Genomic DNA, 26,129 nt, shown 5'->3' with positions numbered 1-26,129 from the left:
CACAAACGAAGCAAATTTAAGTCAAATATTTTAATTATTCGTGGATTCCCTCTAAATCGAGGAGAAATGCATACTCTTCGGCTACTTCTCTCAAAGCCTCAAATCGCCCTGATGCTCCTCCATGGCCCGCCTCCATATTAGTATGAAAAAGTAGTTTATTCGAATCTGTCTTTAACTCCCTCAATTTCGCCACCCACTTCGCCGGCTCCCAGTACTGCACCTGCGAATCATGTAATCCTGTGGTAACCAGCATGTGTGGATACTCCTGCGCAGTGACATTGTCATAAGGCGAGTAGGATTTCATATAGAAATAGAACTCAGGATCATTTGGATTTCCCCATTCATCATACTCCCCGGTAGTCAATGGAATGGTTTCATCCAGCATTGTCGTTACAACATCTACAAATGGAACTGACGCTATAATTCCTTTATATAGCTGCGGAGCCATGTTGGCTATTGCTCCCATTAACAATCCACCGGCAGAGCCTCCACTTGCGTACATATGTTCACTGGAAGTATAATTCTCATTGAGCAGGTGCCTGGTACAATCTATAAAATCTGTAAAGGTGTTCTTCTTTTTCAAAAGTTTACCGTCATCATACCACTGCCGGCCCAGATATTCACCACCTCTAACATGAGCTATGACAAAGATAAAACCGCGATCCAGAAGACTCAAACGAACATTGGAGAAATACGGGTCAATGGTAGACCCGTAAGATCCATAAGCATATTGTAAAACAGGATTTGTTCCGTCTTTTTTAAGATCCTTTCGGTACACCAGGCTCATCGGGATCTTAGTCCCATCCTGGGCAGTTGCCCAAATACGATCGGAAACATAATTCTCTTTTTTAAACTTCCCTCCCAGGACCTCCAGTTCCTTTTTGACATCTTTTTCTTTGGTGCGCATATTGAAATCAACGACCTGTGTAGGCGTTGTCAAAGAATTGTACATGTATCTAAGGGTCTCTGTATCGAAGTCGGGGTTGATACCGGTGAGCGCGGTATAAGTTTCGTTGTCGAACGGCAAAAAGTAAGAATCTGTGCCATCCCACCTACGAATATGGATCTTATTCAATCCTTCACTTCTTTCACTAACTACCAGGTATTCCCTAAACAGGTCTATATCCTCCAGGAGCACATCTTCCCGGTGTGGTATCACCTCTTGCCAGTTCTCCATTCCCGGATTATGAACAGGAGCTTTCATTAATTTAAAGTTGGTAGCCCCATCCAAATTGGTAAGGATATAAAAACAATCCCTGTAGTGGGCGATACTATATTCCACCCCTCTCATTCTTGGCTGAACAATCTGCACTTCCCCATCGGGATCATCGGCAGCAATAAAGCGAAATTCCGAAGTCAAGGTACTATCAGATCCAATTATTATGTAGCGATGAGATTTTGATTTGTAGACATAGGTGTGGAAGGTTTCATCTTCCTCGAAGAAAACAAGCTCATCATCTTTAGCTTTTGTTCCAAAATGATGTTTAAAAATTTTGTTACTGCGCAGGGTTTCTTCATCCTTCCGGGCATAAAAAAGTGTTTTGTTATCATTTGCCCATGTAGCGCCACCGGTAGTATTGTGTATCTTTTCGGGATATATTTCCCCTGTCTCCAGGTTTTTTATAAAGATTGTATATTTCCTTCGGCTTACTGTATCCACCGCATAGGAGATCAATTTATTATTAGGGCTTACACTTAACCCGGTCAACCTGTAATAATCGTGACCTTTGGCCATTTCATTAACATCAAAGAGTATTTCTTCGGGGGCATCAAGCGTTTCTTTTTTACGTGAATAAATAGGATAATCTTTTCCTTTTTCGAAACGCGTGATATACCAGTAGCCATTCAATTTATATGGAACAGAGGAGTCATCCTCTTTTATCCTCTTCTTTACCTCCTGAAAAAGGTTTTCCTGCAGCTCCCTGGTATGAGCTGTCATTTCATCATTATAAATATTCTCCCGGGTTAGGTAATCCAGAACTTCGGGGTTGTCACGTTCGCGCAGCCAGAAGTAGTCATCTGTACGCACATCTCCATGTTTTTCAAGCTTTACCGGAACTTTTTTGATCCGCGGAGCAATTATTTCTTTTGCAGCAACTTTCATTTTTCCCATCTTAATTTTACCGGCTGCAAAGTTACGATTTCTAATAAAGAAAACTTAAAACTGTATCTATAAGTTCTCTTATATGACCTTTTTAGGTAATTTTGTTACAACCATAAAAATGACACTATGTTTGGAGATATGATGGGCATGATGAATAAGATCAAAGAGACCCAGAAAAAAGTTGAAGAAACTAAAGAAAGGTTAAAAACCGTAATGCTTGATGAGCAGTCTGCCGACGGACTTCTTAAAGTAACAATTACCGCAAGCCGTGAGATCAAGAACATTGAAATTGCCGATAAACTTCTTGAAGATAAAGAACAGCTGGAAGATTACCTGGTTCTAACCATTAATAAAGCCGTTGCCCGTGCTACCGAGGTAAATGAAGCCGAACTTGCAGCCGTTGCAAAAGAAGGTATGCCCGATATTCCCGGAATGAATGATATGCTCGGTCAGTAGATCTTAGATTTCAGACGTGAGATTTAAGATAACTTTTTAAAATTCTGACGTCTAAAGACAACATTCTGAAAAATACCCTTCAAAAATGACATTTTTGGAGGGTATTTTTTTTACAATTCAATTCCTTTCAATACCTCCAGAAATCTTCTATGCATTTCTTCTGAATAATCCAAATGGGTCACTACTCTCAGTTTTCCCTGCCCCATATTGCTAATCCTTATATTCTCCTGCTGAAGAGCTTTCATGAAAGCAGCTTCATCTGAAGGATTTTTTAAATAAAAAATGACAATATTGGTTTCAACAGGCTCTACTTCCCCAATATAACTTTGCTCTTTTAGGGTCCTGCCAATTTCTGAAGCTCTATTGTGATCTTCGGCTAAACGCTCCACATGGTTATCAAGAGCATAAATTCCCGCAGCGGCCATAAAACCTATCTGGCGCATTCCGCCCCCGAGAACTTTTCTCACCCGCATGGCATTTCTCATAACTTTTTTGTTCCCGATAAGCACAGTTCCCATTGGGGTGCCAAGCCCCTTGGATAGACAGACAGACACTGTATCAAATACCTTCCCGTATTCCTTAGGATCTTCTTTTTTGGCAACAAGAGCATTAAAAAGCCGCGCTCCATCCAGGTGGAAACCAAGATTATGCTCATCACAAACCTTTCTAATCCTTTTTATCTCTTCAAAGTCATAACAAGCTCCGCCACCCTTATTTGTTGTGTTTTCCAGACAAACGAGCGTAGTAAGCGGACTGTGATAAAAATCGGGAGGATTGATATTTTCCTCCACCTGGGCGGCCGTGATCATACCCCGGTCCCCGTCTACTAATTTGCAGGAAACTCCGCTGTTAAAGGAAGCCCCACCTCCTTCATAATTGTAGACATGAGCCCATTTATCACAAATCAATTGATCGGCAGGTTGGGTGTGCAGCTTAATGGCCGCCTGGTTTGCCATACTCCCGGTAGGAAAAAAAAGCGCTTCATCCATTCCAAACATGTCGGCCAGTTTTCTTTCCAGCTTATTTACTGTGGGATCTTCTTTATAAACATCATCCCCTACCTGGGCGTGGATAATAGCCTGCATCATACCTTCAGTAGGTTTAGTGACTGTGTCACTTCTAAGATCTATTTCTTTCATGATTCAATTTTAAACGTTCAACCTTCAGAAAAAAAGTTGGAAACCGGCATTTTTGAAGGCGTATAAAACTATAAAATAATTGTAAAATAGTTTCCGGGAACCCTCATAAATTCTATTTTTGTTCAAAATTCAAGTATGCTTACTATAGATACTATTAAAGATCTCAAAGATCGCCTGGTTGCGTTAAGGAGGTATCTTTGACGTTGATGCCAAAAAAATAGAGATATCCAATCTCCAGGAAAAAACCCTGGCACCCGATTTCTGGAACGATCCAAAAAAGGCTGAACTTCTTCTGAAAGAACTCAATTCCCAAAAAAAATGGGTTGATGACTATGAAGAGGCGGTCACTCTTGTGGATGACCTCGAAGTAATTTTTGAATTCTACAAAGAAGGGGAAGCCACCGCCGAAGACGTCGAGGAAAGGCATGAGAAATCCAAAACTCTAATTGAGGACCTGGAATTTAAAAACATGCTTTCGGAAGAAGGAGATAATTTGAGTGCGGTTCTCCAGGTAACTGCCGGTGCCGGTGGCACCGAGAGTTGCGACTGGGCAGAAATGCTTATGCGAATGTACCTGCGCTGGGCCGAAGATCGCGGCTACTCTGTACGTGAACTTAATTACCAGGCCGGGGAAGTTGCCGGTATAAAAACCGTCACCATTGAAATAGAAGGAGAATTTGCCTTTGGCTGGCTAAAAGGGGAAAACGGGGTACACCGCCTGGTGAGAATCTCTCCCTTTGACAGTAATGCCAAAAGACACACTTCCTTTGCCAGCGTCTATGTATATCCTTTAGCCGATGACACTATCGAAATTGACATCAATCCTGCAGATATTTCCTGGGAAACCATGAGATCTTCGGGTGCGGGAGGACAAAATGTGAACAAGGTTGAAACCGCCGTGAGGCTTCGCCATGCCCCATCTGGAATTGTGGTAGAAAATTCTGAAACCAGGTCTCAATTGGATAACAAGACAAAGGCGATGCAGTTACTTAAGAGTCAGCTTTATGAAATCGAACTTCAGAAGCAACAGGCACAGCGAAGGGAGATTGAGGATTCAAAGATGAAAATTGAATGGGGATCGCAGATTAGAAATTACGTGATGCACCCATATAAACTGGTGAAGGATGTGCGAACCGGTGAAGAAACAGGAAATGTAGATTCGGTGATGGATGGAGATATCAACCGGTTCCTTAAAGCCTATCTCATGATGATGGGACAAAAAGTCGAAGAGTAACAAGATTTGAGATTTGAGATAAAAAAATCCTTTCATCCAACAACAAAGTCAACTATCTCAGGTCTAACATCTAAAATCTAACATCTAATATCTATTAAACATGATTACAATTTACCACAACGCCAGATGTAGAAAGTCCAGGGAAGGGCTGGAAATCCTGAAGGAATCTGGAAAGGATTTTGAGATTAGAGAATACCTGAAGGAACCACTTAATGAAAAAGAAATTACAGATCTTCTTCAGAAATTAAACATGGCTCCTATTGAACTTGTACGGACTGAAGAAAAGATCTGGAAAGAAAATTATCGGGACCGGGACCTCAGCGATAAAGAATTGATAAGGATAATGGCTGAACATCCTAAACTTATTCAGCGCCCGGTGGTAGAAACCAACACCAAAGCCGTAGTTGGACGACCGGCCTCCAATATTGAAGATCTTATTGCTTAAAAAACAAATTACGGTTGAGCAGAAGAAATAATTTCCTGCAGAAGTTAAATTTTTAGGCACCTATATTTTTCTTTTAGCACCTACACCTTAACCGCTTTTTAATCAGCGGCTTATAAAAAATGTTTATTTTTTTAGAGAAAAAATTAAACCATTTTGATTTTTAGCTGTCCAAGATTAAAAACCAAATATGATTGCGAGCATAACCCGGCACCGCTTCAGTGCCTTATTTTTTTCCTTCTTTTTTCTTCTTTCTTTTTCAGCCTTTGCACAAGACTCCCAGTACGAGGTTTCGGGAAAAGTGACCGATGAGCAGGGAACTCCCCTCGAATACGCCACAATATCTTTTCAAAGCACCAATGACCCTAATAAACTCACGGGAGGGATTACAGATGCACAGGGAAATTTTGCTATTGAAGTACCGGAAGGAAATTATGTTATCACTGCAGAATTTATAGGTTTTAGTCCAAAGAAATTTTCGGCCCGTGAAATCAATTCAGATATACAAATGGGCCGGATTGTATTGGGAATGGCCGCGGGAGAACTGGAAGAAGTAATTGTAACAGCAGAAACAACCCAGGTGGAAATTCGGCTCGATAAAAAAATATACAATATAGGAAAAGACCTTACCACTGCAGGAGGTACAGTGGCCGATGCACTTAACAATGTACCGTCTGTCTCTGTTGACATCGAAGGCGGCATTAGCCTGAGGGGAAATGAAAATGTTCGCATCCTTATTAATGGAAAACCTTCGGCCATGGCCGGGTTTGGAAATACAGATGTTCTTTCACAACTGCCTGCAGATGCTATTGAAAGGGTTGAAGTGATTACCTCCCCTTCAGCAAGATATGATGCAGAAGGTACGGCAGGTATTTTAAATATCATTTTGAAAAAAGAAAAGACCCTTGGCTTTAATGGATCTGTTTCAGCCCAGGCAGGACACCCCGACCAGTTGGGACTTTCGGCCAATGTGAATCTTAGAACCGATAAATTCAACTTTTTTAATACTACAGGATTCAGATATTTTGATGCTCCCGGTAATGCTTTTTCCGACACTTATTATTTTGCAAGAAACGAAGCAGATCCATATCGACTCATTGAGAACAGGGATATGCAGCGGTTAAACAGGAATTTCAACACTAACTTTGGAGTTGAATATTATATTACAGATATGTCTTCTATTACTGCCACAGCTTTTTTGAGGTATGGAGAAGATGAAGATCTCACTACAAATATGAGCCGAAGATTTGATACATCAGATCCCGACAACAGGGGAAGCCTGGTGCGCAGAACTGAGCGGGTCGAAGCTGAAATGGAAGAAGATAACAGTTATCAATTTTCGATTAACTACATCAATAAATTCAACAATAGCGGGCATCAACTCACGGCAGATCTTCAATATGAAAACGATGCGGAAACTCAGACCAGTGTTGTGAATGAGGAATTGCTCTTGAACGAGCTGCCCGATGAGCCAGATTTCTTTGACGAGGAAGCAGTTACTGAAGAGACGCAAGAGGAATACCTGGTTCAGGCAGATTATGTACTTCCCATTGGGGAAGAATCTCAATTCGAAGCGGGTTTCCGTGGGAATTTTGAAGAGGAATTAACAGAGTACGTTTTGGAACTGGGAGATCCTATGACGAGGAATTTCGTAATTAATGATACTCTTTCGAATGACTTCACATATAATGAAAATGTTCTTTCCTTATACTCTCAATATGGAACGAAGATCGGAGATTTCTCTTTCCTCCTGGGACTAAGGCTGGAAAATACTCAGCTAAAAGGTAAAATTGAGTCAGAATTAACTGAAGCTGAACTACAGGATGCTTATGGTATCCCGATTGATACAGATTTTGACAACAATTATCTCGGACTCTTTCCAACTGTGAATATAATTTATGAAATTGATGAAAGAGAAAATATAACCATAGGTTACAACAGAAGGATCAACAGGCCGCGTGGTTGGTATATGAACCCATTCCCTTCGAGATCAAGCAGAATTAATATTTTCCAGGGAAATCCAAATCTTGAACCGGCTTTTTCAAATGCTTTCGATGTAGGTTATCTGAAGAGATGGGATGAAAAACTAACGCTTACTTCCTCTGTCTATTACCAGCGGGAAACCAATTCCTTCCAGCGAATTGAGGAATCTACGGGAGAATTCACTGAAGAAGATGGAATCCTAATTATAAGAACGATCCCGGTTAATTTCGCTACCAATACAAGGATTGGTGCGGAAGCCGGTGCTCTTTACAACCCTACCGACTGGTTAAGGCTTAACGGAAGTATTAACTTTTTTCAATTCGACACAGAAGGAGAATACAGAGGTGACTTCTACAGTGCTAAGAACACCAGCTGGTTTGCACGATTTAGTTCTAAACTTACCTTACCGGCCGAAATACAGTGGCAGACTAATGCTTTCTATAGAGGTGCCTCCGAAGATATCCAGGGAACTCAAGATGGATTGCTTTCGATAGATATGGCCGTGGCCAAAGAGTTCTTTAATGAAACCCTTTCTCTATCACTTAACGTAAGAGACTTGTTGAACTCTAGAAAACGTGAATCCATTTCTACCACCGACTTCTATACGAGAGATAGTCGATTCCAGTGGAGGCAGCGCAGTGTTACCCTATCCCTTACTTACAGATTTAATCAGCAGAAAAGAGATCAGGGACGTAATGAGCGGGATTCCGGAAATGGTGAAGACAATGGAGGGGAAGGAGAATTTTAGGATCCTTGAATATATATAAAACTACAAAAGCCGTCGAAATGACGGCTTTTGTAGTTTTATATATACATTATATGAATTGGGGGATGCCACAAAAAAAAGGACATGAAGTCCTTTTTAAGCTTTTTCTCTTTCCAGGCGTTTCTTTTCTTTTCTTTCATCGAGCATTTCTTTAACTGCTCCTCCAATCCAATAAGGAATTATGGCTGTTAAGAACAACATTACCCAAAACCCGATGAGCAGTATAATAAGAAAAGCTAAAAAGCCCAGATATTGATCAAATTCAAACATGTTTGCTATTTTATTGAATCTTTGCCAAAGATAGAAACTCTGGGAGGTAATCACAAAAGTTTTTATTTTATTTTTTGTTCACTGAGCTTCAGAGATTTTGTGGGATTTTTTTCTCTTGTGCCCTCTAATTTTGTTCTTTTTAAAGTGCTTAAATTTTGGCGAAAATGTAAATTTGTAACAAACCTAATACAATCATGGAATACAGAATAGAAAAAGATACCATGGGGGAAGTGAAAGTTCCTTCAGATAAACTTTGGGGAGCGCAAACAGAACGCTCCCGGAACAACTTCAAAATTGGTGCTCCCGGTTCTATGCCTCTGGAGATCATTTATGGCTTTGCCTACCTCAAAAAAGCGGCAGCTTTTACCAACTGTGAGCTTGGCGCTCTTACTGTAGACAAAAGAGATTACATCGCAAGGGTATGCGATGAGATCCTTGAAGGAAAGCACGATGATCAATTTCCTTTGGTGATATGGCAAACAGGAAGTGGGACTCAAAGTAATATGAACTTAAACGAGGTCATAGCAAATCGTGCCCAGCAAATTGCAGGAAAAGGGATTGGTGAGGGTGAAAAAGTACTTTCTCCCAATGATGATGTGAATAAATCCCAATCGTCCAACGATACTTTCCCTACAGGGATGCACATAGCGGTTTACAAGAAAATCGTAGAAACAACAATTCCCGGAGTTAAGAAACTGCGAAATACTCTAAAGAAGAAATCGGAAGAATTCAAGGACGTGGTTAAAATTGGACGTACCCATTTCATGGATGCCACTCCCCTAACCCTGGGACAGGAATTCAGCGGTTATGTATCACAGCTTGACCATGGTCTAAATGCTCTTGAAAACACTCTGCCCCACCTTTCGGAACTGGCTTTGGGAGGAACAGCCGTTGGAACAGGCTTGAATACTCCTAAAGGTTATTCTAAACGTGTTGCAGAATTCATTGCAAAGTTCACAGAGCTCCCATTTATTTCTGCACCAAATAAGTTCGAGGCTCTTGCTGCACATGACGCTTTTGTGGAGACCAGCGGCGCTTTGAAAACACTTGCAGTTTCCCTTAATAAAATCGCCAATGATGTTCGTATGCTGGCATCTGGTCCTAGAAGTGGTATTGGGGAAATCCTTATTCCTGCTAATGAACCAGGATCCTCGATTATGCCCGGTAAAGTAAACCCTACGCAGGTAGAAGCCTTAACCATGGTTTGCGCCCAGGTGATAGGAAACGATGTTACCATTAATGTTGGAGGTATGCAGGGACAGTTTGAACTCAATGTATTTAAACCCGTAATGGCAGCGAATATTCTTCAAAGTGCACAACTTCTGGGAGATGCCTGTGCATCTTTTGACGAACATTGTGCTGCAGGAATTGAACCTAACAAGCCAAGAATACAGGAGCTCCTTAACAATTCCCTCATGCTGGTAACTGCCCTTAACACAAAAATAGGGTATTACAAAGCAGCCGAAATCGCAAATACTGCGCATCAAAACGGCACTACATTAAAAGAGGAGGCAGTAAATTTAGGATATGTCTCTGCCGACGAATTTGATGAATGGGTGAAACCTCAGGATATGGTCGGTTCCTTAAAATAAATTGTAACTATATCAAAAATAGGGTCTTAAAACTTAAATTTTAAGACCCTATTTTATTTTATAAAATCCTGTTTTCAGTATCCTCATATTTCGGTAAAAAATCCTATTTTCACATCCTTATTCCCTACGCCTAATGATAAAAAAAGTTGAACTCAACTGCGGAGTGATCTGGGTTCATGACAGGATACTTATAAATGAAATGAATGAAGGGGCTCTACTGGATGTGGAGACAAACAGGAAAATATTGCAAATTGGTCGTGATAGTTTTAATAATGACTTTTTTGGATACATCTCCCACAGGATAAACTCTTACGCCGTAAATCCCATGGTATATAGAGAATCTGCAGAAAACCCTCAATTAAAAGCAATAGCCGTCGTTTCCAAAGATCCAGTGACCCGTGAAACTGCACTTCTTGAACAGCAGTTTTACGCAAACAAGAACTGCTTTAAGATATTTAGCTCACTGGAAGAAGCCACAGCCTGGATGTTTGAATTGATTAATTCCTATTCAATTGCAAATTCTGTAAGGTTGTAATCTTTTAGAAATTTTCTGGCTTTTTGGATATAAGGTGCCATCACAACATCCTCCCTCACTAATGGAACTTCCTTTCGGAAATCATCTATAAGTTTTTGCAGTACAGGAGAAGTTTTATTTTTTCCTCTATAGGAAAGCGCCTGGGATGCATTATAAAGTTCTATCGCCAGTACCGTCGCAACATTATCAATTACCTTCACAACTTTTGTTGCCGCGTTAGCCCCCATACTTACGTGGTCTTCCTGCCCGTTCGAAGACACAATAGAATCAATACTTGCAGGGCTGCAAAGTTGTTTGTTCTGGCTAACAATACTGGCAGCAGTATACTGCGGAATCATGAATCCGCTGTTGAGGCCGGGAGTATCCACCAGGAATGCAGGCCCTCTCAAGCCCGAAACCAGTTGATAAATTCTTCTTTCTGAAATATTCCCCAGCTCTGCCATGGCAATGGCCAGGTAATCGAGAGGCAGGGCAATTGGTTGCCCGTGAAAATTCCCTCCGGAAATGATCTTATCGGCATCGACAAAAATGTTCGGATTATCGGTGACCGAATTGATCTCTGTTTTAAAACTTTTATAAACGAAATCAAGAGTATCCTTACTCGCACCATGCACCTGTGGAATACACCTAAAAGAATATGGATCCTGCACATTCTGTTTTACCTGCTCCGCAATCTCACTACCGGCCAGGATCTTCCTTATTCTTTCGGCTGTTTTTATCTGCCCCCTGTGTGGTCTTACAAGATGTACCAGCTCATTAAAGGGAGAAATATTACAATCAAAAGCATCCACAGACAGAGCCCCAATAACATCGGCCCACATTGAAAGCCTATTAGCTTTAAGAAGCGCATAAACTCCATGAGCACTCATGAACTGGGTCCCGTTAAGCAGGGCCAGCCCTTCTTTTGATTGAAGCGTGATAGGTTCCCAACCGAATTTCTTCAGCATTTCTTCTGAAGGAATTATTTTTCCGTCAAGATATACTTCTCCTTTTCCAATTAAAGGCAGCGACAAATGCGCTAGCGGAGCCAAATCGCCCGAAGCTCCCAACGAACCCTGGGAGTATACGACCGGCAACACATCTTCATTAAAAAAATCTATTAATCTGTTAACTGTTTCAAGTGACACCCCCGAATGTCCATAATTCAATGACTGAACTTTAAGAAGAAGCATCAATCTTATGATAGGTTTTGAGACTTTTTCCCCTGTTCCGCAGGCGTGAGACATTACCAGGTTCTCCTGAAGTTTAGTAAGATTTTCAGAAGATATCTTCACATTACACAAAGATCCAAAGCCTGTATTTATTCCATATATCGGAGTTTTATTCTCCTTCATCTTATTGTCGAGATACATTCTCGCCTTCTCGATGTGATAAACAGCCTCCTCACTTAAAGCAAGATTTTTTTTCTTTTCCAGTATCTCTCTTATTTCTTCAATATCAAGAACAGAAGAACTTATATAATGACAATCTCTCATTAGGAATTGTTAGTTTGTTTGTTTTCAAAAAGATCAAAAATGGCCGCTCCTGTATTTTTAGCAATATCTCCAGCTATTACTCCCTCATAGCTAAGTTTTTCGGCTGCAAGATCGCCCGACTTCCCATGCAGGTAAACTCCCAGGACTGCTGCGCGTAAAGGCTCATAACCCTGGCCTATTAGGGCGGTAAGTATACCCGTTAGAACATCCCCGCTACCTGCCGTGGCCATCCCGGGATTTCCGGTTGTGTTGATAAAAAAATCATTTGGGGCTACAGTAAATGTGAAAGTGCCTTTTATAACCACCACGACCTTATATTTGGTGGCAAAGGATTTTACCTTCTCAAGTTTTTCAAAATCATCTTTCCAGGAACCAATTAATCTCTCCAGTTCTTTGGGATGAGGAGTCAACAAACTTCCTTCGGGTAAATGATCAAGTAAATTATTATTTTTCGAAAGTATGTTTAGCCCATCGGCGTCTATGACCATGGGTTTCCTGTAATTTTTCAGCAATTGTTCAAAAGCCTTTACTGTTTCTTCATTAGTCCCTACTCCTATTCCAAATCCTATCACATCTGGCTCAAGATCAAATTTCAGGTTTGTAAGTATCTCACTATGAGAGTCGGTTAAAACCATAGCTTCAGGAAGTGATGTTTGGAGTATTTCATACCCGCATTTAGGTGCAAAAATAGTCACCAACCCAGCACCCGCCCGCATTGCGGCAGTTGCAGAAAGACAAACGCTGCCTATTTTCCCGTAGCTCCCTCCAATAATGAGTGCATGGCCGTAAGTGCCCTTATGGGAAAACCTTTTACGGGGAGTGTAAAGTGCTTTGGCTTCAGGTTTTGAAATTAACTGGGCTGCAGCCGGGGCATTCTGAAGAAAGTCGGTGTCCAGGCCAATATCCAGAATTTGAAGGTCCCCCACAAAAGGCGCAGTACTGGGCATGTAAAATGCCATTTTTGGCACCTGAAAGGTAATGGTATAGCTGGCCCGAATGATCGACTCCTCGTCTTCAACCGCGGCATCGGCCATAAGTCCCGACGGCATATCAATAGCCAGAACAAAAGCACCTGAACCGTTAATGTGCCTTACCAGCGAAGCAACCCAATCGGGCAGTGGACGGTTTAATCCTACTCCAAAGATGGCATCCACAACAAAGTCCCCATATTTTATTTCGGGGAAATCTTCTTCAGATTTTAGAAGTATGGGCCATTCTTTACTATGGTTCTTTACCCGGTCATAATTCAGCAAAAAGTCTTGGGAACGTTGGTCGCTGTAGTTTACTATATATATGGTAACATCGTAACCTGCTTCTATCAATTGCCGGCCAACTACCAGGCCGTCCCCTCCATTATTACCTATTCCGCAAAAGATCTTTACAGGAATAGGAGCTCCCTCCAATCGCCTGTGGATCTCCTCAAAAACCAGGCTGGCAGCTCTTTCCATGAGTTCGGTGGAGGATATCCCCTGCTTTTCAATGGTGAGCTTATCGGCCTTTTTTATCTGTTTGGCGGTAAGGATCTTCATTGGTCTTTGCTTTTTGAAAGTTATACAAATATAGAATTTCCATTGGCCCTATTCCTGCCTTATCTATTTCTGTTGAAAATTTCCTTATTAAACCCTCATTCTTTTCTGAAATTAATAAATTTGCGCAAAATAATTTTTAAATGAAAAATACTGCCCTTACCTCTACCCATATAGAACTTGGAGCCAAAATGGTTCCTTTCGCAGGTTATAACATGCCTGTTTCTTATGATGGTGTAAATATTGAACACGAAACCGTGAGAAAAGCGGTAGGTGTATTTGACGTTTCTCACATGGGAGAATTCCTCATCACCGGGGAAAATGCTCTAGCATTGATCCAGAAAATAAGTTCCAACGATGCTTCCAAACTTACAGATGGAAAGGCCCAGTACAGCTGCATGCCCAACAACGAAGGTGGTATTGTAGATGACCTTATCATTTATCGCTTCAACGAGGAGAAATACCTACTTGTAGTAAATGCATCAAATATTGAGAAGGACTGGAACTGGATCTCTCAGCACAATTCCATGGATGCCAACATGCGCGATCTTTCAAATGAATATTCGCTGCTGGCCATCCAGGGACCTAAGGCTGCCGAAGCTATGCAGTCTCTTACAAATGTTGACCTTAAAGAAATAAAATTCTACACCTTTGAAGTGGCACCTTTTGGCGGAGCCGAAAATGTGATCATATCGGCTACGGGATATACCGGCAGCGGCGGATTTGAGATCTATGTAAAGAACGAAGATGCCCAAAGGGTATGGGATAAGGTTTTTGAAGCAGGTGCAGCCTATGGCATAAAACCGGTTGGTCTTGCTGCAAGAGATACTTTGCGGCTAGAAATGGGCTTTTGCCTCTACGGAAATGACATTGATGACACTACTTCTCCAATAGAAGCAGGTCTTGGGTGGATCACAAAATTCACAAAGGATTTTGTGAATTCTGAAGCTCTTAAAGAACAAAAAGAAAATGGTCCCGCCCGAAAGCTGGTTGGTTTCGAACTTAACGAACGTGGAATTCCTCGCCAGGGCTATGACATCGTGGATGATAATGGCAAGGTTATTGGCAATGTAACTTCAGGAACCATGTCCCCATCTCTTGAAAAAGGTATTGGAATGGGCTATGTTCCTGTAGAGTTGGCCAAGCCGGGAAGTCAAATTAATATTCAGATACGTAAAAAAACCCTTCCTGCTACGGTGGTAAAAATGCCATTTTATAAAGGATAGTTTTTGAAAAAAATATTGATCTTAGGGGGAAGCGGCTTTATCGGGAATTCCCTGTATAAAGAGCTTTACCCCTATTTTGATACCCACGCTACTTACCGCACAGAAAATGCTTTTTTTGCCAAGAACCAAAAATTCCATCAATTTGACATGGAGCGGGAAAGTGCAAGTATCCTTCTGGAAAACCTGCGTCCTAATGTCATCGTTTCTGCTCTTCGCGGAAATTTCCTCGCACAGGTACACACCCATTTTGAAATCATAGATTATATTCAAAAGAACAAGAACACTAAGGTTATTTTTCTTTCTTCGGCCAATGTTTTTGACGCCTTTACAAATTACCCTTCTTACGAATATGACAAAACTCTTTCTCAAAGTGTTTACGGAAGGTTCAAGATCAAAATTGAAAATGCACTGCTGCGACTGCCCAACAATAAATATGTTATTGCCAGGCTGCCTATGGTTTTTGGAGCCAACTCCCCCCGCGTGAACGAGATCAAACGCCAGCTGAAGGAACATGAGGCTATTGAAGTTTTCTCCAATGTAGTTGTGAATGCAACTTTTGAAGCAAAGTTAACCCAGCAACTTCACTACATCGTCAATAGAAACCGCCAGGGCGTGTTCCACCTGGGAAGCAATGATCTCATTCATCACAATGACCTGGTAGGCGAAATTTGTGAAGCTCTGGGAGAAAAGAAGCCACTGCTTAAGAATGTTTACGACTCCAACTTTGACCGTTTTCTGGCCGTAATACCAAAAGATAACCTGCTGCCAAAGAATTTACAGATCTCAATCCAGGATGTAGTGGCAAGCACCCTTGTTTCCTAGTTGTTAATCTTCTACTAATTCTATTTTGGCCTCTATAAGGTTATGTAACTTTAGAAAAACTAAACCTGAAGTTATGCAAATTCTAGACAAAAACGAGATCAAAAAGAGACTGGAAGACCTTGAAGGATGGGAGTTTAAAGATGATGCCATTCATACCTCTTTCCAATTTGAAAATTTTAAAGAAGCATTTTCGGTTATGGTAAGGATCGCATTTGAAGCCGAAGCCCAGCAACACCATCCCGACTGGTCAAATGTTTATAATGAACTCCAAATTTCCCTTTCCACCCACGATGCCGGCGGAGTGACCGAAAAAGATTTCAAACTGGCCCGGACCATTGAAAATATAGTAGATGCAGGGGAATAATCTTTTTTAAGAGCTTGATGATTTTTCCTATTTTTACCCGACAATTAATACAAAGAAATGGGAAGAGCATTCGAATTTAGGAAAGCACGCAAAATGAAACGTTGGTCTGCTATGGCCAAAGCTTTTACTCGCATTGGGAAAGATATTGTAATGGCCGTAAAAGAAGGCGGTCCAGATCCCGACACCAACTCCAGGTTGCGGGCCGTGATCCAAAATGCAAAGAGTGTCAACATGCCCAAAGATAATATCGAACGCGCGATTAAACGGGCGTCAGATAAAAGCCAGGGCGACTATAAAATTGTTCTTTTTGAAGGTTATGCCCCACACGGGATTGCTGTGTTGGTGGAAACCGCTACAGATAATAATAACCGTACGGTTGCCAATGTTCGGTCCTATTTCAACAAATGCGACGGGAACTTAGGCACTTCAGGCTCTGTAGAATTTATGTTTGATCATTCCTGTAACTTCAGGATCCCAAAAGAGGGTCTTGATGCCGAAGAACTTGAACTTGAACTAATCGATTTTGGTGCCGAAGAAGTTTTCGAAGATGAAGACGGCATTATTATTTATGCTCCTTTTGAAGCTTTTGGAGCCCTTCAGAAGGAATTGGAAAGCCGCGACATTGAGATCATTTCTTCAGGATTCGAATACATTCCACAGGTAACAAAGAAATTATCTTCCGAAGAAGCAGCCGATGTTGAGAAACTTCTGGAAAAGCTGGAGGAGGACGATGATGTACAGCATGTATATCACACCATGGAAGAATCTACTGAAGAGGAAGAATAACTATAAGAGCCTGTTTTAAAAGCCTTATTTTTGTCAACCTAATCTTGTTTTCAGGTTTTCATCATTACTGAAATTCAGATTAAAATTAAACTGAGAAAAGACTTTTTAAATTGCTTTTCCAGCAGCCTCTTTAGATTGGATTCCATGAAAACCGACGCGCACCAAAAGGCAATCAAAGCCTCTTACTATAGCATTTTTGGAAATGCGGCTTTAGCCGTAATAAAAGGTGTGACCGGTATCTTCGGAAATTCCTATGCGCTTATCGCCGATGCCATAGAGTCTACCACCGATGTTTTTTCAAGCCTTCTCGTGCTTTTTGGCTTAAAATATTCTGCCCGCCCGGCAGATGAAAATCACCCTTATGGGCACGGTCGTGTAGAACCTCTTATCACATTTGCTGTGGTGGGTTTCCTGGTTGTTTCGGCTACCATTATTGTAATGGAAAGTATTGAAAACATACAAACTCCGCACAAGGTACCAAAACCTTATACCCTGATAGTTCTGGCGGCAATAATCTTGACCAAAGAGATCTTTTACAGGTTCATCAATAAAAAAAGTGAGGAAACAAAAAGCAGCTCTTTAAAAGCCGATGCCTGGCACCACCGTAGTGATGCTATCACTTCCCTAATGGCTTTTATTGGAATTTCCATTGCCCTCTTTATGGGAAAAGGATACGAAACTGCCGATGATTGGGCGGCTCTGTTTGCTTCAGGATTTATTCTTTACAACGCCTATCTCATCTTAAGGCCTGCCCTGGGAGAAATCATGGATGAACATCTTTATGATGACATGGTTGAAGAAATTCGGGAGATCTCTCAAAAAGAGCAGGGAGTAATTGAGACCGAAAAATGTTTTATCCGTAAAACCGGAATGACTTTTCATGTAGATCTCCACGTAATTGTTGATGGTGAACTTTCGGTCAACCAGGGTCATGAAATTGCTCACAATCTTAAAGATCGCCTGTTGCATGAAATGCCCGAGGTGGCCGATATCCTCATCCACATCGAGCCGCACGACACAAACCACTCCTAAAAAATGCCATTTTTGACATCCTTTTTTTTAACCTTCCCCTCTGCTAAATAAATACTAATCCTGCTCCCCCGCCTGCAGGGTAGAAGCCAATTCCCTATCTTTATAGGATAATCAAGAAATTTTAAATTAATGGATGTAAAATTAGCGGTTTTAATAGACGGCGACAATATACCTTCGGCCTATGTCAAGGAAATGATGGAAGAGATCGCCAAATACGGCAACCCAACGATAAAAAGAATTTACGGTGACTGGACCAAACCCCATCTTGTAAAATGGAAAAATGTGCTGCTTGAAAATGCTGTCACTCCTATTCAGCAATATGGATATACACAAGGAAAAAATGCGACAGATTCGGCTATGATCATCGATGCCATGGATATTCTTTATTCACAAAAAGTAGATGGTTTTTGCCTGGTTTCCAGTGACAGTGATTTTACCCGTCTTGCAACAAGACTAAGAGAGGCCGGTATGAATGTGATTGGAATTGGAGAAAAGAAAACCCCAGATCCTTTTATCGTAGCCTGCGATAGATTCATTTACATCGAGATCCTAAAAAATGAGTCCAAGGAATCAAGCAAGGAAAAGACGACCAAGAAAAGTGATTACGACAAGATCACCAATAAAGTGATCAAATTGATAGCTTCCACGATCTCTGATGTTGCCGATGATGATGGCTGGGCATTCCTTGGAGATGTGGGAAGTTTACTGCAAAAAAAGCAACCAAACTTTGATTCCCGTAACTACGGTTTCCAAAAACTAACCCCTATGATCAATTCCATCGACAAATTTGAGATTGAATCACGGGAAAATCAAGGCAGGGGAAAATATAAACTTATCTACGTACGTAACAAGGAATAGGTCCAGAAATGACATTTTTGACACCTCTTAAATATATTGCTTAATGAGAACCATTAAAAGAACCTATAAAGCGGAATATCGTCCCATAGCCGACCTTATTACCTATTCTCCAATGCCCACAAGGTCATTAAGAATGATAGATCCATTTCTTTTCCTCAACCATCATGGGCCACAAAGGTATTCTCCGGGAAATAAAGGTTTGCCTTTTGGTCCTCATCCTCACCGCGGAATGGAAACTGTTACTTTCATACTGGATGGAGACATCGCTCATAAAGATTCCGGCGGAAACAATAGCGTGATCGAGAGCGGCGGGGTGCAGTGGATGACTGCCGGTAAAGGCTTAACTCATGCAGAAGTTTCTTCGGAAAAATTTAAAGCAGAAGGTGGACCACTGGAGATCCTGCAGCTGTGGGTTAACCTCCCGGCCCGACTTAAAATGACAGAACCAAAGTATAAAGGCTTGCAAAAAGAGGAAATTCCAGTTACAACTTTCAAGGATGGCAAGGTTAAAGCTCAGGTTGTTTCGGGACGTTTGAATGATACCCAAGGGGCCTTTGAAACCTCTACAGGTATTAACCTAAGCACAATATTCTTTGAACGCGAAGGTGTTTTTACCGCCACTGTTCCGAAGGACCACAACATCCTGTGTTATGTCATTAAAGGAGAAATAAAGATCAATGGAGAAATCATCCAATCCTTACACCTGGTAGAATTCAATAATGATGATGAAGAGCTTCAAATAGAAGCCCTGGCAGAAAGTATAGTTTTATTTGGTCATGCAGAGCCCTTTAATGAACCCGTGATCGCACAGGGGCCATTCGTTATGAACACTGTAGAAGAGATAGAACAGGCCTATGCCGATTACCAGCAGGGAAAGTTTGAGTAGTTTTCAGGCTAATCCAGCGGAAAAATTTCATTCCTAAAGAAATTCCTCCACCCTGTATAGAATTAAAAAATCCTGCCTTACAGCAGGATTTTTTAGTTCAATATTTTGAAGTAAGTGGGAAACAAAATTTCAGCCACCACTTAACAATAACAACTATTTATCTTTCTTCTTTTTCTTCTTGATATAGTCTGCAGTTAGCCTGCTGCGGTTACCCTTTTTATAATATTTAGTGAATCTCCAATAAGAGACTGCTCCTAAAAGTGCTACTACAGCAACCGAATAATATATGAAATCTGGTGTAATTACTTTATCTCCGCTGGCATAGGAATGCAGACCGGAGAGGTAAAAGTTTACTCCAAAATAGGTCATCATGATACTGGCAAAGGAAATTACTGCCATAAAATTAAACAACCAACGGCTCCTCATTCCCGGCACCAGGCGCATGTGTATTACAAAAGCGTAAACCATTATACTCACCAAAGCCCAGGTTTCTTTTGGATCCCAACCCCAGTAACGGCCCCAGCTCTCATTGGCCCACTGCCCTCCAAGAAAGTTTCCAATGGTTAACATCACTAAACCTATTGTGAGAGCCATTTCAGTAATAATAGTAATCTCCTTAATGGTAAGGTCCATTTTCTTTTTGTTCTTCTTTGTAGTGAAGATCATAAGAAGCAAGGCCACCGCCCCAAGGATCATCCCCAGAGTAAAAGGTCCATAACTACCAACAATAACCGAAACGTGGATCATCAACCAGTAGGAATCCAATACCGGCTGTAGATTGGCAATAGAAGGATCCATCCAGTTCCAGTGAGCGATCATAAGGATCATGGCCGTAACAAAAGCCGTGGATGCAATAGTAAGATCACTTTTTCTTCCGAAGAGAAGTCCGAAGAGCATTGTAGCCCACGCCACATAGATCATCGATTCATAGGCGTCACTCCAGGGAGCGTGACCCGAAATATACCAGCGGGCCGCTAATCCTGCAGTATGTAAGGCAAAGAGAATAATGATCACCACCTTACTTACAGTAATAGACCCCTTTATAAATTTATTATCCCTAAAGATTTGGGAGATCACCAGGACCAACATAAGAACTCCGGCCAACATGTACATCCAGAACAGATTCCGGAATATATCGTATTTGTTGTAAAGTATCTCTGTTTTTATCTTCTCTTCGGAAGGTATTACTTCTTCTCCAAATTTCTTTTGAAAGCCCTTGATACTGCTTAGCAATTCGTTTGCCTGAGCATAATCTCCGGTTTCCTTGGCAGTTTGCAGCGCATTAAAATACATTGGAAGGATCTGCCTGGTATATACTGAATCCATTCCCTTAAAACCTGCCTCGGCAGCTTCGGGATAGGAAACCCACTTATTGTTCTCGTGCTCCGGGATTGGAAAAATCCTTAATATCTTCCCCTGCAGGGCATTATAGAGAAGATTCACCCGCCTGTCTGTCTCAATGAAATCCTTTTCAAATTGATTGGGAACCGAGGCCATATATGCCCGCTCCAGATAGGGAGAAAGTTTATAATTTCCTTCCCTGTCAAAAAAGCTGGTTAAAGCAATAAATTCCTGTTCCTCAGGCACACCCACGATGTGACGAATACTATCATTGTCTTTTTTGACCTTGATTATGGGGACATTATACCAGATAGTTGGATTCTCTGTAAGGGAAATGATCATCTGGTCCGAAGACAAACCTTCATATTCTGAACTCTTACTAAGCTTACGAAGTAATTCTGAAGAATAGGTATTGACAGGCTTCATTCTTCCGCCGGCATCCTGCACTACGAGTTGGCCGAATTGCGCTGCATGCTCTTCGGAAACCACATTTGCCTTTATAATCGAATCGATCTGTGCCTTTGGAATAGTTAAAGGATTCTCATGCTCATGTCCATCTTCCTGGGCAAAACCTGCAGTTGTAGAGAACAGCACCAGTAGAATAGCCGTAAGTTTAGATTTCTTTTTCTTCACTTTTTCAAGCATTTGCTTAAGTTCTCCAAAACGGGATCCTTTTGCGAACAGGACCCACATTAAACCAATGTATAATAATGTATAACCGATATAAGTAATCCAGGTGCCCCAAAAATCGTGGTTTACAGAAAGGACAGTTCCTTTCTCATCGGGGTCAAAGGAGGCCTGGAAAAAGCGGTAACCTTCATAATCCAGGACATGATTCATAAAAATCTCATAATCAAAAGTTTCTTCCTCGTCAATGACCGTCACTTTACTTTTAAATGAAGAGTAACTTTTTTCGGTGCCGGGGTATTTTTCGGCAATAAAATCGTTGAGCTTAATGGAAAAAGGAAGCTCATATTCTTTAGACCCGTATCTGACATAAAATTCGAGTCCGCCAAGGTTAAGCTTCAAAGGATCTGTGATCCTTCCTTGCCCTCCTAATAATTTAACTGTTTGAGATTCCCCGGCAGTGGTGACACGCACAACCGCAGCATCCTGTTGGCCTTCGGTCTTTTCTTCGGTAGGAATTACGTCATATTTCCCTCTTATCACAGGATCGGGTAACACGAATTGCATCCCCGCCATATTGTACAGAGAACGCAGCAAAAGCGTTTGAACAGAGTCGGCGGCAACTTCACCTTGCAGTTGATCGGCCATTCTCATATACGTTCCTTCAAAGGGAGAAGAAATAGAGTATTCTCCATTTTCATGGGTTATGTTAATCGCACCTTCGGTAGGTTTGTTAAAAGCGAACAAGACATTGTGGATATTGGAAACTTCGCCTTCCTTAAGAAAATGATCATGCCGGTCACCACCTCCTGCTTCCACGATCTTAAGGTAATTATCACCTTCGGGATCTTCTACAAGACCTTCTTCGGCTCCGTGAATGTAATCGAGGATCTCCAGTTTTACCGGCTGCCCATCATAATCTGTATTGAAAGAAAATTCATTGGAAGCACCGGGTGCCAAAAGCACCTCATTTTCCACTACCCTTCTTCGCGGCTCCCCATCCATCTCACCGTCGATGAAAGTCATCAAATATGTCTTTTCTGAAAGGAAAGTATTTTCTGTCGCCCCTTCTCTTATGGGCATCATGCCTTCATAACTAATATAACGGGTGACAAAAGCACCAACAAGTATAAAAATGAAGGAAAGATGGAGCAATAAAGAGGACCATTTTTCTTTTTTGTGAAGCCGGTACCTGAATATATTTCCTAAAAAGTTAACAACGAATAAAGCCATGATGACTTCAAACCAAAGGGCATTGTAGATCCATACCTTGGCTGTCGCCGTACTATACCAGTTTTCAATAAAAGTTCCCAGTCCCAGCGCTACGGCAAAAACAATAAAAAGGAAGGCCATTAACCGGGTGGAAAAGATGATAGAAGCTATTTTTTTCTGCATCGAGGGGTTGTTTTTTTAAACCCTGCAAAAGTAAGGAATTTATGAGGAATTAAGATTTTATTAATACTACATTTTCTCTCCTGCAGCAGCAGCCATCGGAGTTAAAGAAATTTGGTATTTTTGCCGCATGACAGAAATTGTACTTTTGGGGACAGGCAATGTTGCTACACATCTTTTCAAAGCTTTTACAGCTTCGGAAGAAATCCATGTCAAACAGGTCTACAATCATTCTAATAATACCCTCGACTTCTTCAGAAATAAAACTGAAGTGACCACAAGTATTTCTGAACTTACCTCTGCCCATATTTATATTATGGCTCTTAAAGATGATGTCATTCCTGAAGTTGCCGCAAAACTTCAGCAAAAAGACGCACTGGTAGTTCATACTTCGGGCTCTGTTGCTATTGATGCCCTGGCCGACTGCCCCCGAAGAGGAGTATTCTATCCGCTCCAGACGTTCTCTAAAGACAATGAAGTAGATTATTCGCAGATCCCGTTTTGCCTGGAGGCTAATTCTCCCAATGACCTGGAGTTGCTTAAAAAGGTGGCGGGAATGATCTCTGGGAAAAGCTATGAGATCTCTTCGGCACAAAGAAAAAAATTACATCTCTCGGCGGTTTTTGTGTGCAACTTTGTAAACCACCTGTACGCGGTTGGAGAACAGATCTGTCAAAAAAGCGGAATTCCGTTTGAAATTTTGAAGCCCCTCATTGCAGAAACTTCAAGGAAAGTCCAGCATGCATCCCCGGCAAAAGTACAAACGGGACCGGCCATAAGAAATGACCGCTCCACAATTGATGCTCATCTACAACTCCTGGAATCTTCTGAAGAAAACCGGGAAATCTATAAACTCTTAACTTCAGCAATTCAAACCTTCCATGGAAAAAAGCTATAAAGAATTCCTTAGCCAGATAACAACATTCATTTTTGACGTAGACGGGGTCCTTACCGATGGATCTATTCAAATAAGCAGCAACGGCGATCTTCTTCGCACTATGGATATTAAGGATGGCTACGCAATGAAATATGCCAGAGACAAAGAATACACCATCTGCATCATCTCTGGCGGAAAGAATGAAGGCGTACGCCACCGTCTTAAAGGTCTGGGAATTACCGACATTTATTTGGGCTGTCCCGACAAGGTGGAGCAAATGGAAGAATTTTTTGATGTTTACGATATCAATCCCGAAGAAGTGCTTTATATGGGAGATGACCTCCCCGACTTATATGCAATGAAAAAAGTAGGGCTGCCTTGCTGCCCACAGGATGCTGCAGCCGAGATAAAGGAGATTTCCCGCTATGTATCTCACAAAAAAGGCGGTAAAGGTTGCGTACGGGATGTGATCGAGCAGGTTTTAAAAGTGCAGGGCAAATGGAATGACCACAAATGAATTGGCTCCTCCTCATTATCGCCGGACTCTTTGAAGTAGGGTTTGCAACCTGCCTTGGAAAAGCCCGGGAAACAACCGGCAGCACTTCCTTATGGTGGATGGCAGGTTTCTTTGCCTGCCTTAGTGTAAGCATGGCTCTTTTATACAAAGCCACTCAAGCCCTTCCCATTGGTACTGCTTATGCTGTGTGGACGGGAATAGGAGCTTTTGGTACGGTTTTGATCGGGATCTTTATTTTTAAAGAACCTGTTCATTTTTGGCGGCTGTTTTTCCTTTTTACACTTATAGCTTCGATCATAGGGCTTAAATTCGTTTCAGCTTAATCAATGCCTGTACTCGCATTTTTGAAGCTGATTAGGCTTCCAAATCTTTTGATGATCATTCTCACGCAGGTACTGGTAAAGTATTTCCTGTTTGAGCCTTTCAATATTGCAACAGTTCTTAACCATTTTAATTTTTCTCTGCTCGTTCTTTCCATGATTTCTCTTGCTGCAGCCGGGAATATAATAAATGACATTTATGACATAGCGGCCGATAAGATCAACAAGCCTCAAAAATTAATCATTAGTCAAAAGATTTCAGAAAAAATTGCCTGGAACTGGTTTATAGCTTTGAATATCATTGGAGTGGGAATAGGTTTTTACCTTAGTAATATTGTTGGCAAACCTTCTTTCGTTGCACTTTTTATCCTGCCGTCTGCTTTCCTTTATTTCTATGCTACCCAGATCAAGGGAACTGTCCTGGTTGGGAATCTTGTGGTAAGCGTGATGGTCGCCATGATCATTGTCATGGTGGGAATTTTTGATCTCGTGCCGTCCATCACCCCTAAAAATCTCTCTACTCAAAAAGTAATTTTTTTGATCCTTCTTGACTATGGCATTTTTGCTTTTTTAGTGAATTTTCTTCGGGAAATGGTAAAAGACCAGGAGGATATCACCGGCGACTACAATGCAGGGTATAATACTCTACCTGTGCTGCTGGGCAGAGGCCGAACTAACTTTATCATTTTCATAATTGCCCTGCTACCGCTATTGGGAGTGCTTTATTATTTATATACGTACCTTTATGAAAGCCGGGCTGCCATGCTTTACATTATGTTTGCCGTGGTAGCCCCTCTTCTCTATTTTCTGGTAAAAATTGTGGGAGCCGAAACTAAAAAAGATTTCCACCACCTTAGCCTGGTGCTTAAATTAATCCTGGCCGCAGGGATATTCTCTATTGGCCTTTATAGATTTGTATTACTATAATATGTTACAGGAAAAACTAAAAGACCATCATATCATTCTTGCTTCAGGTTCTCCCCGAAGGCAACAATTCTTCAATGACCTTGAGATAGATTTTGAAATAAGATTAAAGCCGGTAAAAGAAGAATATCCTTCAGAATTAAAGGATGTGGAGATCACTAATTATCTGGCAGAACTCAAAGCTGCAGCTTTTGACGGGGAACTTTCCACCAGTGATATTCTTATTACCAGTGACACAATTGTATGGCACGAAGGAAAAGCATTGGAAAAGCCTAAAGATCCTGCCCAGGCACTGGAAATGATCAAAGCTCTTTCGGGAAAATCGCATGAGGTCATTACGTCTGTTTGCTTTAAAACGGTAGAAAAGCTACGAACCGTCCATGCGATCACTCGGGTTACCTTCAGCAGCCTGGAAGAGGATGAGATCAAATATTACATAGATAAATACAGACCTTTTGATAAAGCCGGGGCTTATGGTATCCAGGAATGGATTGGCCTTATTGGTGTAGAACATCTTGAAGGCAGTTATTTCAATGTGGTAGGCCTGCCCACTCACCTGGTGTACCAGACCCTACGGGAGATTGCTGAATAATTTTCAGCTTAATTTCAGCATCCTAATCCTAAAAAGTATATTT

Annotated in this window: 24 protein-coding genes; 18 read left to right on the top strand and 6 right to left on the bottom strand. The window is 41.4% G+C overall.

Going from position 1 to position 26,129, the window contains the following annotated elements; all coding sequences use genetic code 11:
• Nucleotides 1-34 precede the first annotated feature (34 nt).
• Nucleotides 35-2,104: a S9 family peptidase gene (locus tag OU683_RS05950; protein ID WP_268136229.1), complete on the bottom strand. Its 2,070-nt coding sequence runs from the start codon at nt 2,102-2,104 to the stop codon at nt 35-37.
• A gap of 126 nt (nt 2,105-2,230) precedes the next feature.
• On the opposite strand from OU683_RS05950, the gene OU683_RS05945 reads away from it, so the two are divergent.
• Complete coding sequence (locus OU683_RS05945; RefSeq protein WP_268136227.1) at nt 2,231-2,560, top strand: YbaB/EbfC family nucleoid-associated protein; 330 nt, start codon at nt 2,231-2,233, stop codon at nt 2,558-2,560.
• A 110-nt stretch (nt 2,561-2,670) separates the two neighbouring features.
• On the opposite strand, the gene OU683_RS05940 is transcribed toward OU683_RS05945, so the two are convergent.
• Nucleotides 2,671-3,699, bottom strand: a complete 1,029-nt coding sequence (locus OU683_RS05940) for a threonine aldolase family protein (protein ID WP_268136225.1) — start codon at nt 3,697-3,699, stop codon at nt 2,671-2,673.
• A 135-nt stretch (nt 3,700-3,834) separates the two neighbouring features.
• On the opposite strand from OU683_RS05940, the gene prfB reads away from it, so the two are divergent.
• From prfB to OU683_RS05925, 3 genes are all read left to right on the top strand, one after another.
• Nucleotides 3,835-4,933, top strand: a protein-coding gene (prfB, locus tag OU683_RS05935) for a peptide chain release factor 2 (protein ID WP_268136223.1) whose coding sequence is annotated in 2 segments (ribosomal slippage) — nt 3,835-3,897 and nt 3,899-4,933 — 1,098 coding nt in all. Because the reading frame shifts where the segments join, the coding sequence is not laid out codon by codon here.
• A 100-nt stretch (nt 4,934-5,033) separates the two neighbouring features.
• The gene (gene arsC / locus OU683_RS05930; RefSeq protein WP_268136221.1) at nt 5,034-5,378 is read left to right on the top strand and encodes an arsenate reductase (glutaredoxin); all 345 of its coding nucleotides are present in this window, start codon (nt 5,034-5,036) and stop codon (nt 5,376-5,378) included.
• A gap of 187 nt (nt 5,379-5,565) precedes the next feature.
• Nucleotides 5,566-8,106, top strand: a complete 2,541-nt coding sequence (locus OU683_RS05925; RefSeq protein ID WP_268136219.1) for a TonB-dependent receptor — start codon at nt 5,566-5,568, stop codon at nt 8,104-8,106.
• Nucleotides 8,107-8,220: 114 nt separating this feature from the next.
• On the opposite strand, the gene OU683_RS05920 is transcribed toward OU683_RS05925, so the two are convergent.
• Nucleotides 8,221-8,394, bottom strand: a complete 174-nt coding sequence (locus OU683_RS05920; RefSeq protein WP_228913349.1) for a hypothetical protein — start codon at nt 8,392-8,394, stop codon at nt 8,221-8,223.
• Nucleotides 8,395-8,588: 194 nt separating this feature from the next.
• Between OU683_RS05920 and fumC the strand changes: the two genes are divergently transcribed.
• Nucleotides 8,589-9,986 carry a class II fumarate hydratase gene (gene fumC / locus OU683_RS05915; RefSeq protein ID WP_268136216.1) on the top strand — a complete coding sequence of 466 codons (1,398 nt, stop codon included), beginning with the start codon at nt 8,589-8,591 and terminating at the stop codon, nt 9,984-9,986.
• 133 nt (nt 9,987-10,119) lie between these two features.
• Nucleotides 10,120-10,521, top strand: a complete 402-nt coding sequence (locus OU683_RS05910; protein WP_268136214.1) for a hypothetical protein — start codon at nt 10,120-10,122, stop codon at nt 10,519-10,521.
• Here OU683_RS05910 and hutH read toward each other — a convergent pair.
• Nucleotides 10,491-11,996, bottom strand: coding sequence for a histidine ammonia-lyase (gene hutH / locus OU683_RS05905; protein WP_268136212.1), 1,506 nt, complete (start codon nt 11,994-11,996; stop codon nt 10,491-10,493). The genes OU683_RS05910 and hutH overlap by 31 nt on opposite strands.
• Nucleotides 11,996-13,525 (bottom strand): NAD(P)H-hydrate dehydratase, encoded by a 1,530-nt coding sequence (locus tag OU683_RS05900; protein ID WP_268136210.1) that lies wholly within the window; start codon nt 13,523-13,525, stop codon nt 11,996-11,998. Before OU683_RS05900 ends, hutH begins: the two co-directional genes overlap by 1 nt.
• 140 nt (nt 13,526-13,665) lie before the next feature.
• Between OU683_RS05900 and gcvT the strand changes: the two genes are divergently transcribed.
• From gcvT to OU683_RS05865, 7 genes are all read left to right on the top strand, one after another.
• Nucleotides 13,666-14,748 (top strand): glycine cleavage system aminomethyltransferase GcvT, encoded by a 1,083-nt coding sequence (gcvT, locus tag OU683_RS05895; RefSeq protein WP_268136208.1) that lies wholly within the window; start codon nt 13,666-13,668, stop codon nt 14,746-14,748.
• A gap of 3 nt (nt 14,749-14,751) precedes the next feature.
• Entirely contained in the window at nt 14,752-15,570 is an 819-nt protein-coding gene (locus OU683_RS05890; RefSeq protein ID WP_268136206.1) for a sugar nucleotide-binding protein, read from the top strand.
• A gap of 73 nt (nt 15,571-15,643) precedes the next feature.
• A complete protein-coding gene (locus OU683_RS05885; protein ID WP_268136204.1) occupies nt 15,644-15,934 on the top strand; it encodes a 4a-hydroxytetrahydrobiopterin dehydratase in 291 nt (96 codons plus the stop codon).
• Between the two features lie 57 nt (nt 15,935-15,991).
• On the top strand, nt 15,992-16,720 hold the full coding sequence (locus OU683_RS05880) for a YebC/PmpR family DNA-binding transcriptional regulator (RefSeq protein ID WP_228913359.1): 729 nt from the start codon (nt 15,992-15,994) through the stop codon (nt 16,718-16,720).
• A 144-nt stretch (nt 16,721-16,864) separates the two neighbouring features.
• Complete coding sequence (locus OU683_RS05875; protein WP_268136203.1) at nt 16,865-17,752, top strand: cation diffusion facilitator family transporter; 888 nt, start codon at nt 16,865-16,867, stop codon at nt 17,750-17,752.
• A 129-nt stretch (nt 17,753-17,881) separates the two neighbouring features.
• Nucleotides 17,882-18,610 carry an NYN domain-containing protein gene (locus tag OU683_RS05870; RefSeq protein WP_228913361.1) on the top strand — a complete coding sequence of 243 codons (729 nt, stop codon included), beginning with the start codon at nt 17,882-17,884 and terminating at the stop codon, nt 18,608-18,610.
• A 43-nt stretch (nt 18,611-18,653) separates the two neighbouring features.
• Nucleotides 18,654-19,496, top strand: coding sequence for a pirin family protein (locus OU683_RS05865; RefSeq protein WP_268136200.1), 843 nt, complete (start codon nt 18,654-18,656; stop codon nt 19,494-19,496).
• A gap of 153 nt (nt 19,497-19,649) precedes the next feature.
• Here OU683_RS05865 and OU683_RS05860 read toward each other — a convergent pair whose 3' ends face one another.
• Nucleotides 19,650-22,859 (bottom strand): cytochrome c biogenesis protein, encoded by a 3,210-nt coding sequence (locus tag OU683_RS05860; protein ID WP_268136198.1) that lies wholly within the window; start codon nt 22,857-22,859, stop codon nt 19,650-19,652.
• Nucleotides 22,860-22,986: 127 nt separating this feature from the next.
• Here OU683_RS05860 and OU683_RS05855 point away from each other — a divergent pair, with 127 nt between their 5' ends.
• The 5 genes from OU683_RS05855 to OU683_RS05835 are packed head-to-tail and all read left to right on the top strand — an operon-like array spanning nt 22,987 to nt 26,086.
• The gene (locus OU683_RS05855; protein ID WP_268136196.1) at nt 22,987-23,754 is read left to right on the top strand and encodes a Rossmann-like and DUF2520 domain-containing protein; all 768 of its coding nucleotides are present in this window, start codon (nt 22,987-22,989) and stop codon (nt 23,752-23,754) included.
• The gene (locus tag OU683_RS05850) at nt 23,738-24,250 is read left to right on the top strand and encodes a KdsC family phosphatase (RefSeq protein WP_268136194.1); all 513 of its coding nucleotides are present in this window, start codon (nt 23,738-23,740) and stop codon (nt 24,248-24,250) included. Before OU683_RS05855 ends, OU683_RS05850 begins: the two co-directional genes overlap by 17 nt.
• Entirely contained in the window at nt 24,247-24,573 is a 327-nt protein-coding gene (locus OU683_RS05845) for a DMT family transporter (RefSeq protein WP_268136192.1), read from the top strand. The genes OU683_RS05850 and OU683_RS05845 overlap by 4 nt, the downstream gene beginning before the upstream one ends.
• Before the next feature lie 3 nt (nt 24,574-24,576).
• Complete coding sequence (locus tag OU683_RS05840; RefSeq protein ID WP_268136190.1) at nt 24,577-25,497, top strand: geranylgeranylglycerol-phosphate geranylgeranyltransferase; 921 nt, start codon at nt 24,577-24,579, stop codon at nt 25,495-25,497.
• A gap of 1 nt (nt 25,498) precedes the next feature.
• A complete protein-coding gene (locus OU683_RS05835; RefSeq protein WP_268136188.1) occupies nt 25,499-26,086 on the top strand; it encodes a Maf-like protein in 588 nt (195 codons plus the stop codon).
• Nucleotides 26,087-26,129: the final 43 nt, after the last annotated feature.

This window comes from Salinimicrobium sp. TH3, from assembly GCF_026676115.1.
Lineage (GTDB): Bacteria > Bacteroidota > Bacteroidia > Flavobacteriales > Flavobacteriaceae > Salinimicrobium.
Note: the sequence above shows the minus strand (reverse complement) of the source record. Positions and strands in the feature narration are given on the sequence as shown.

Bases quoted from the DNA above. Each gene is read 5' to 3' on its own strand.
- OU683_RS05950 (WP_268136229.1), bottom strand. From the start codon at position 2,104: ATGAAAGTTGCTGCAAAAGAAATAATTGCTCCGCGGATCAAAAAAGTT.
- OU683_RS05945 (WP_268136227.1), top strand. From the start codon at position 2,231: ATGTTTGGAGATATGATGGGCATGATGAATAAGATCAAAGAGACCCAG.
- OU683_RS05940 (WP_268136225.1), bottom strand. From the start codon at position 3,699: ATGAAAGAAATAGATCTTAGAAGTGACACAGTCACTAAACCTACTGAA.
- arsC (WP_268136221.1), top strand. From the start codon at position 5,034: ATGATTACAATTTACCACAACGCCAGATGTAGAAAGTCCAGGGAAGGG.
- OU683_RS05925 (WP_268136219.1), top strand. From the start codon at position 5,566: ATGATTGCGAGCATAACCCGGCACCGCTTCAGTGCCTTATTTTTTTCC.
- OU683_RS05920 (WP_228913349.1), bottom strand. From the start codon at position 8,394: ATGTTTGAATTTGATCAATATCTGGGCTTTTTAGCTTTTCTTATTATA.
- fumC (WP_268136216.1), top strand. From the start codon at position 8,589: ATGGAATACAGAATAGAAAAAGATACCATGGGGGAAGTGAAAGTTCCT.
- OU683_RS05910 (WP_268136214.1), top strand. From the start codon at position 10,120: ATGATAAAAAAAGTTGAACTCAACTGCGGAGTGATCTGGGTTCATGAC.
- hutH (WP_268136212.1), bottom strand. From the start codon at position 11,996: ATGAGAGATTGTCATTATATAAGTTCTTCTGTTCTTGATATTGAAGAA.
- OU683_RS05900 (WP_268136210.1), bottom strand. From the start codon at position 13,525: ATGAAGATCCTTACCGCCAAACAGATAAAAAAGGCCGATAAGCTCACC.
- gcvT (WP_268136208.1), top strand. From the start codon at position 13,666: ATGAAAAATACTGCCCTTACCTCTACCCATATAGAACTTGGAGCCAAA.
- OU683_RS05885 (WP_268136204.1), top strand. From the start codon at position 15,644: ATGCAAATTCTAGACAAAAACGAGATCAAAAAGAGACTGGAAGACCTT.
- OU683_RS05880 (WP_228913359.1), top strand. From the start codon at position 15,992: ATGGGAAGAGCATTCGAATTTAGGAAAGCACGCAAAATGAAACGTTGG.
- OU683_RS05875 (WP_268136203.1), top strand. From the start codon at position 16,865: ATGAAAACCGACGCGCACCAAAAGGCAATCAAAGCCTCTTACTATAGC.
- OU683_RS05870 (WP_228913361.1), top strand. From the start codon at position 17,882: ATGGATGTAAAATTAGCGGTTTTAATAGACGGCGACAATATACCTTCG.
- OU683_RS05865 (WP_268136200.1), top strand. From the start codon at position 18,654: ATGAGAACCATTAAAAGAACCTATAAAGCGGAATATCGTCCCATAGCC.
- OU683_RS05860 (WP_268136198.1), bottom strand. From the start codon at position 22,859: ATGCAGAAAAAAATAGCTTCTATCATCTTTTCCACCCGGTTAATGGCC.
- OU683_RS05855 (WP_268136196.1), top strand. From the start codon at position 22,987: ATGACAGAAATTGTACTTTTGGGGACAGGCAATGTTGCTACACATCTT.
- OU683_RS05850 (WP_268136194.1), top strand. From the start codon at position 23,738: ATGGAAAAAAGCTATAAAGAATTCCTTAGCCAGATAACAACATTCATT.
- OU683_RS05845 (WP_268136192.1), top strand. From the start codon at position 24,247: ATGAATTGGCTCCTCCTCATTATCGCCGGACTCTTTGAAGTAGGGTTT.
- OU683_RS05840 (WP_268136190.1), top strand. From the start codon at position 24,577: ATGCCTGTACTCGCATTTTTGAAGCTGATTAGGCTTCCAAATCTTTTG.
- OU683_RS05835 (WP_268136188.1), top strand. From the start codon at position 25,499: ATGTTACAGGAAAAACTAAAAGACCATCATATCATTCTTGCTTCAGGT.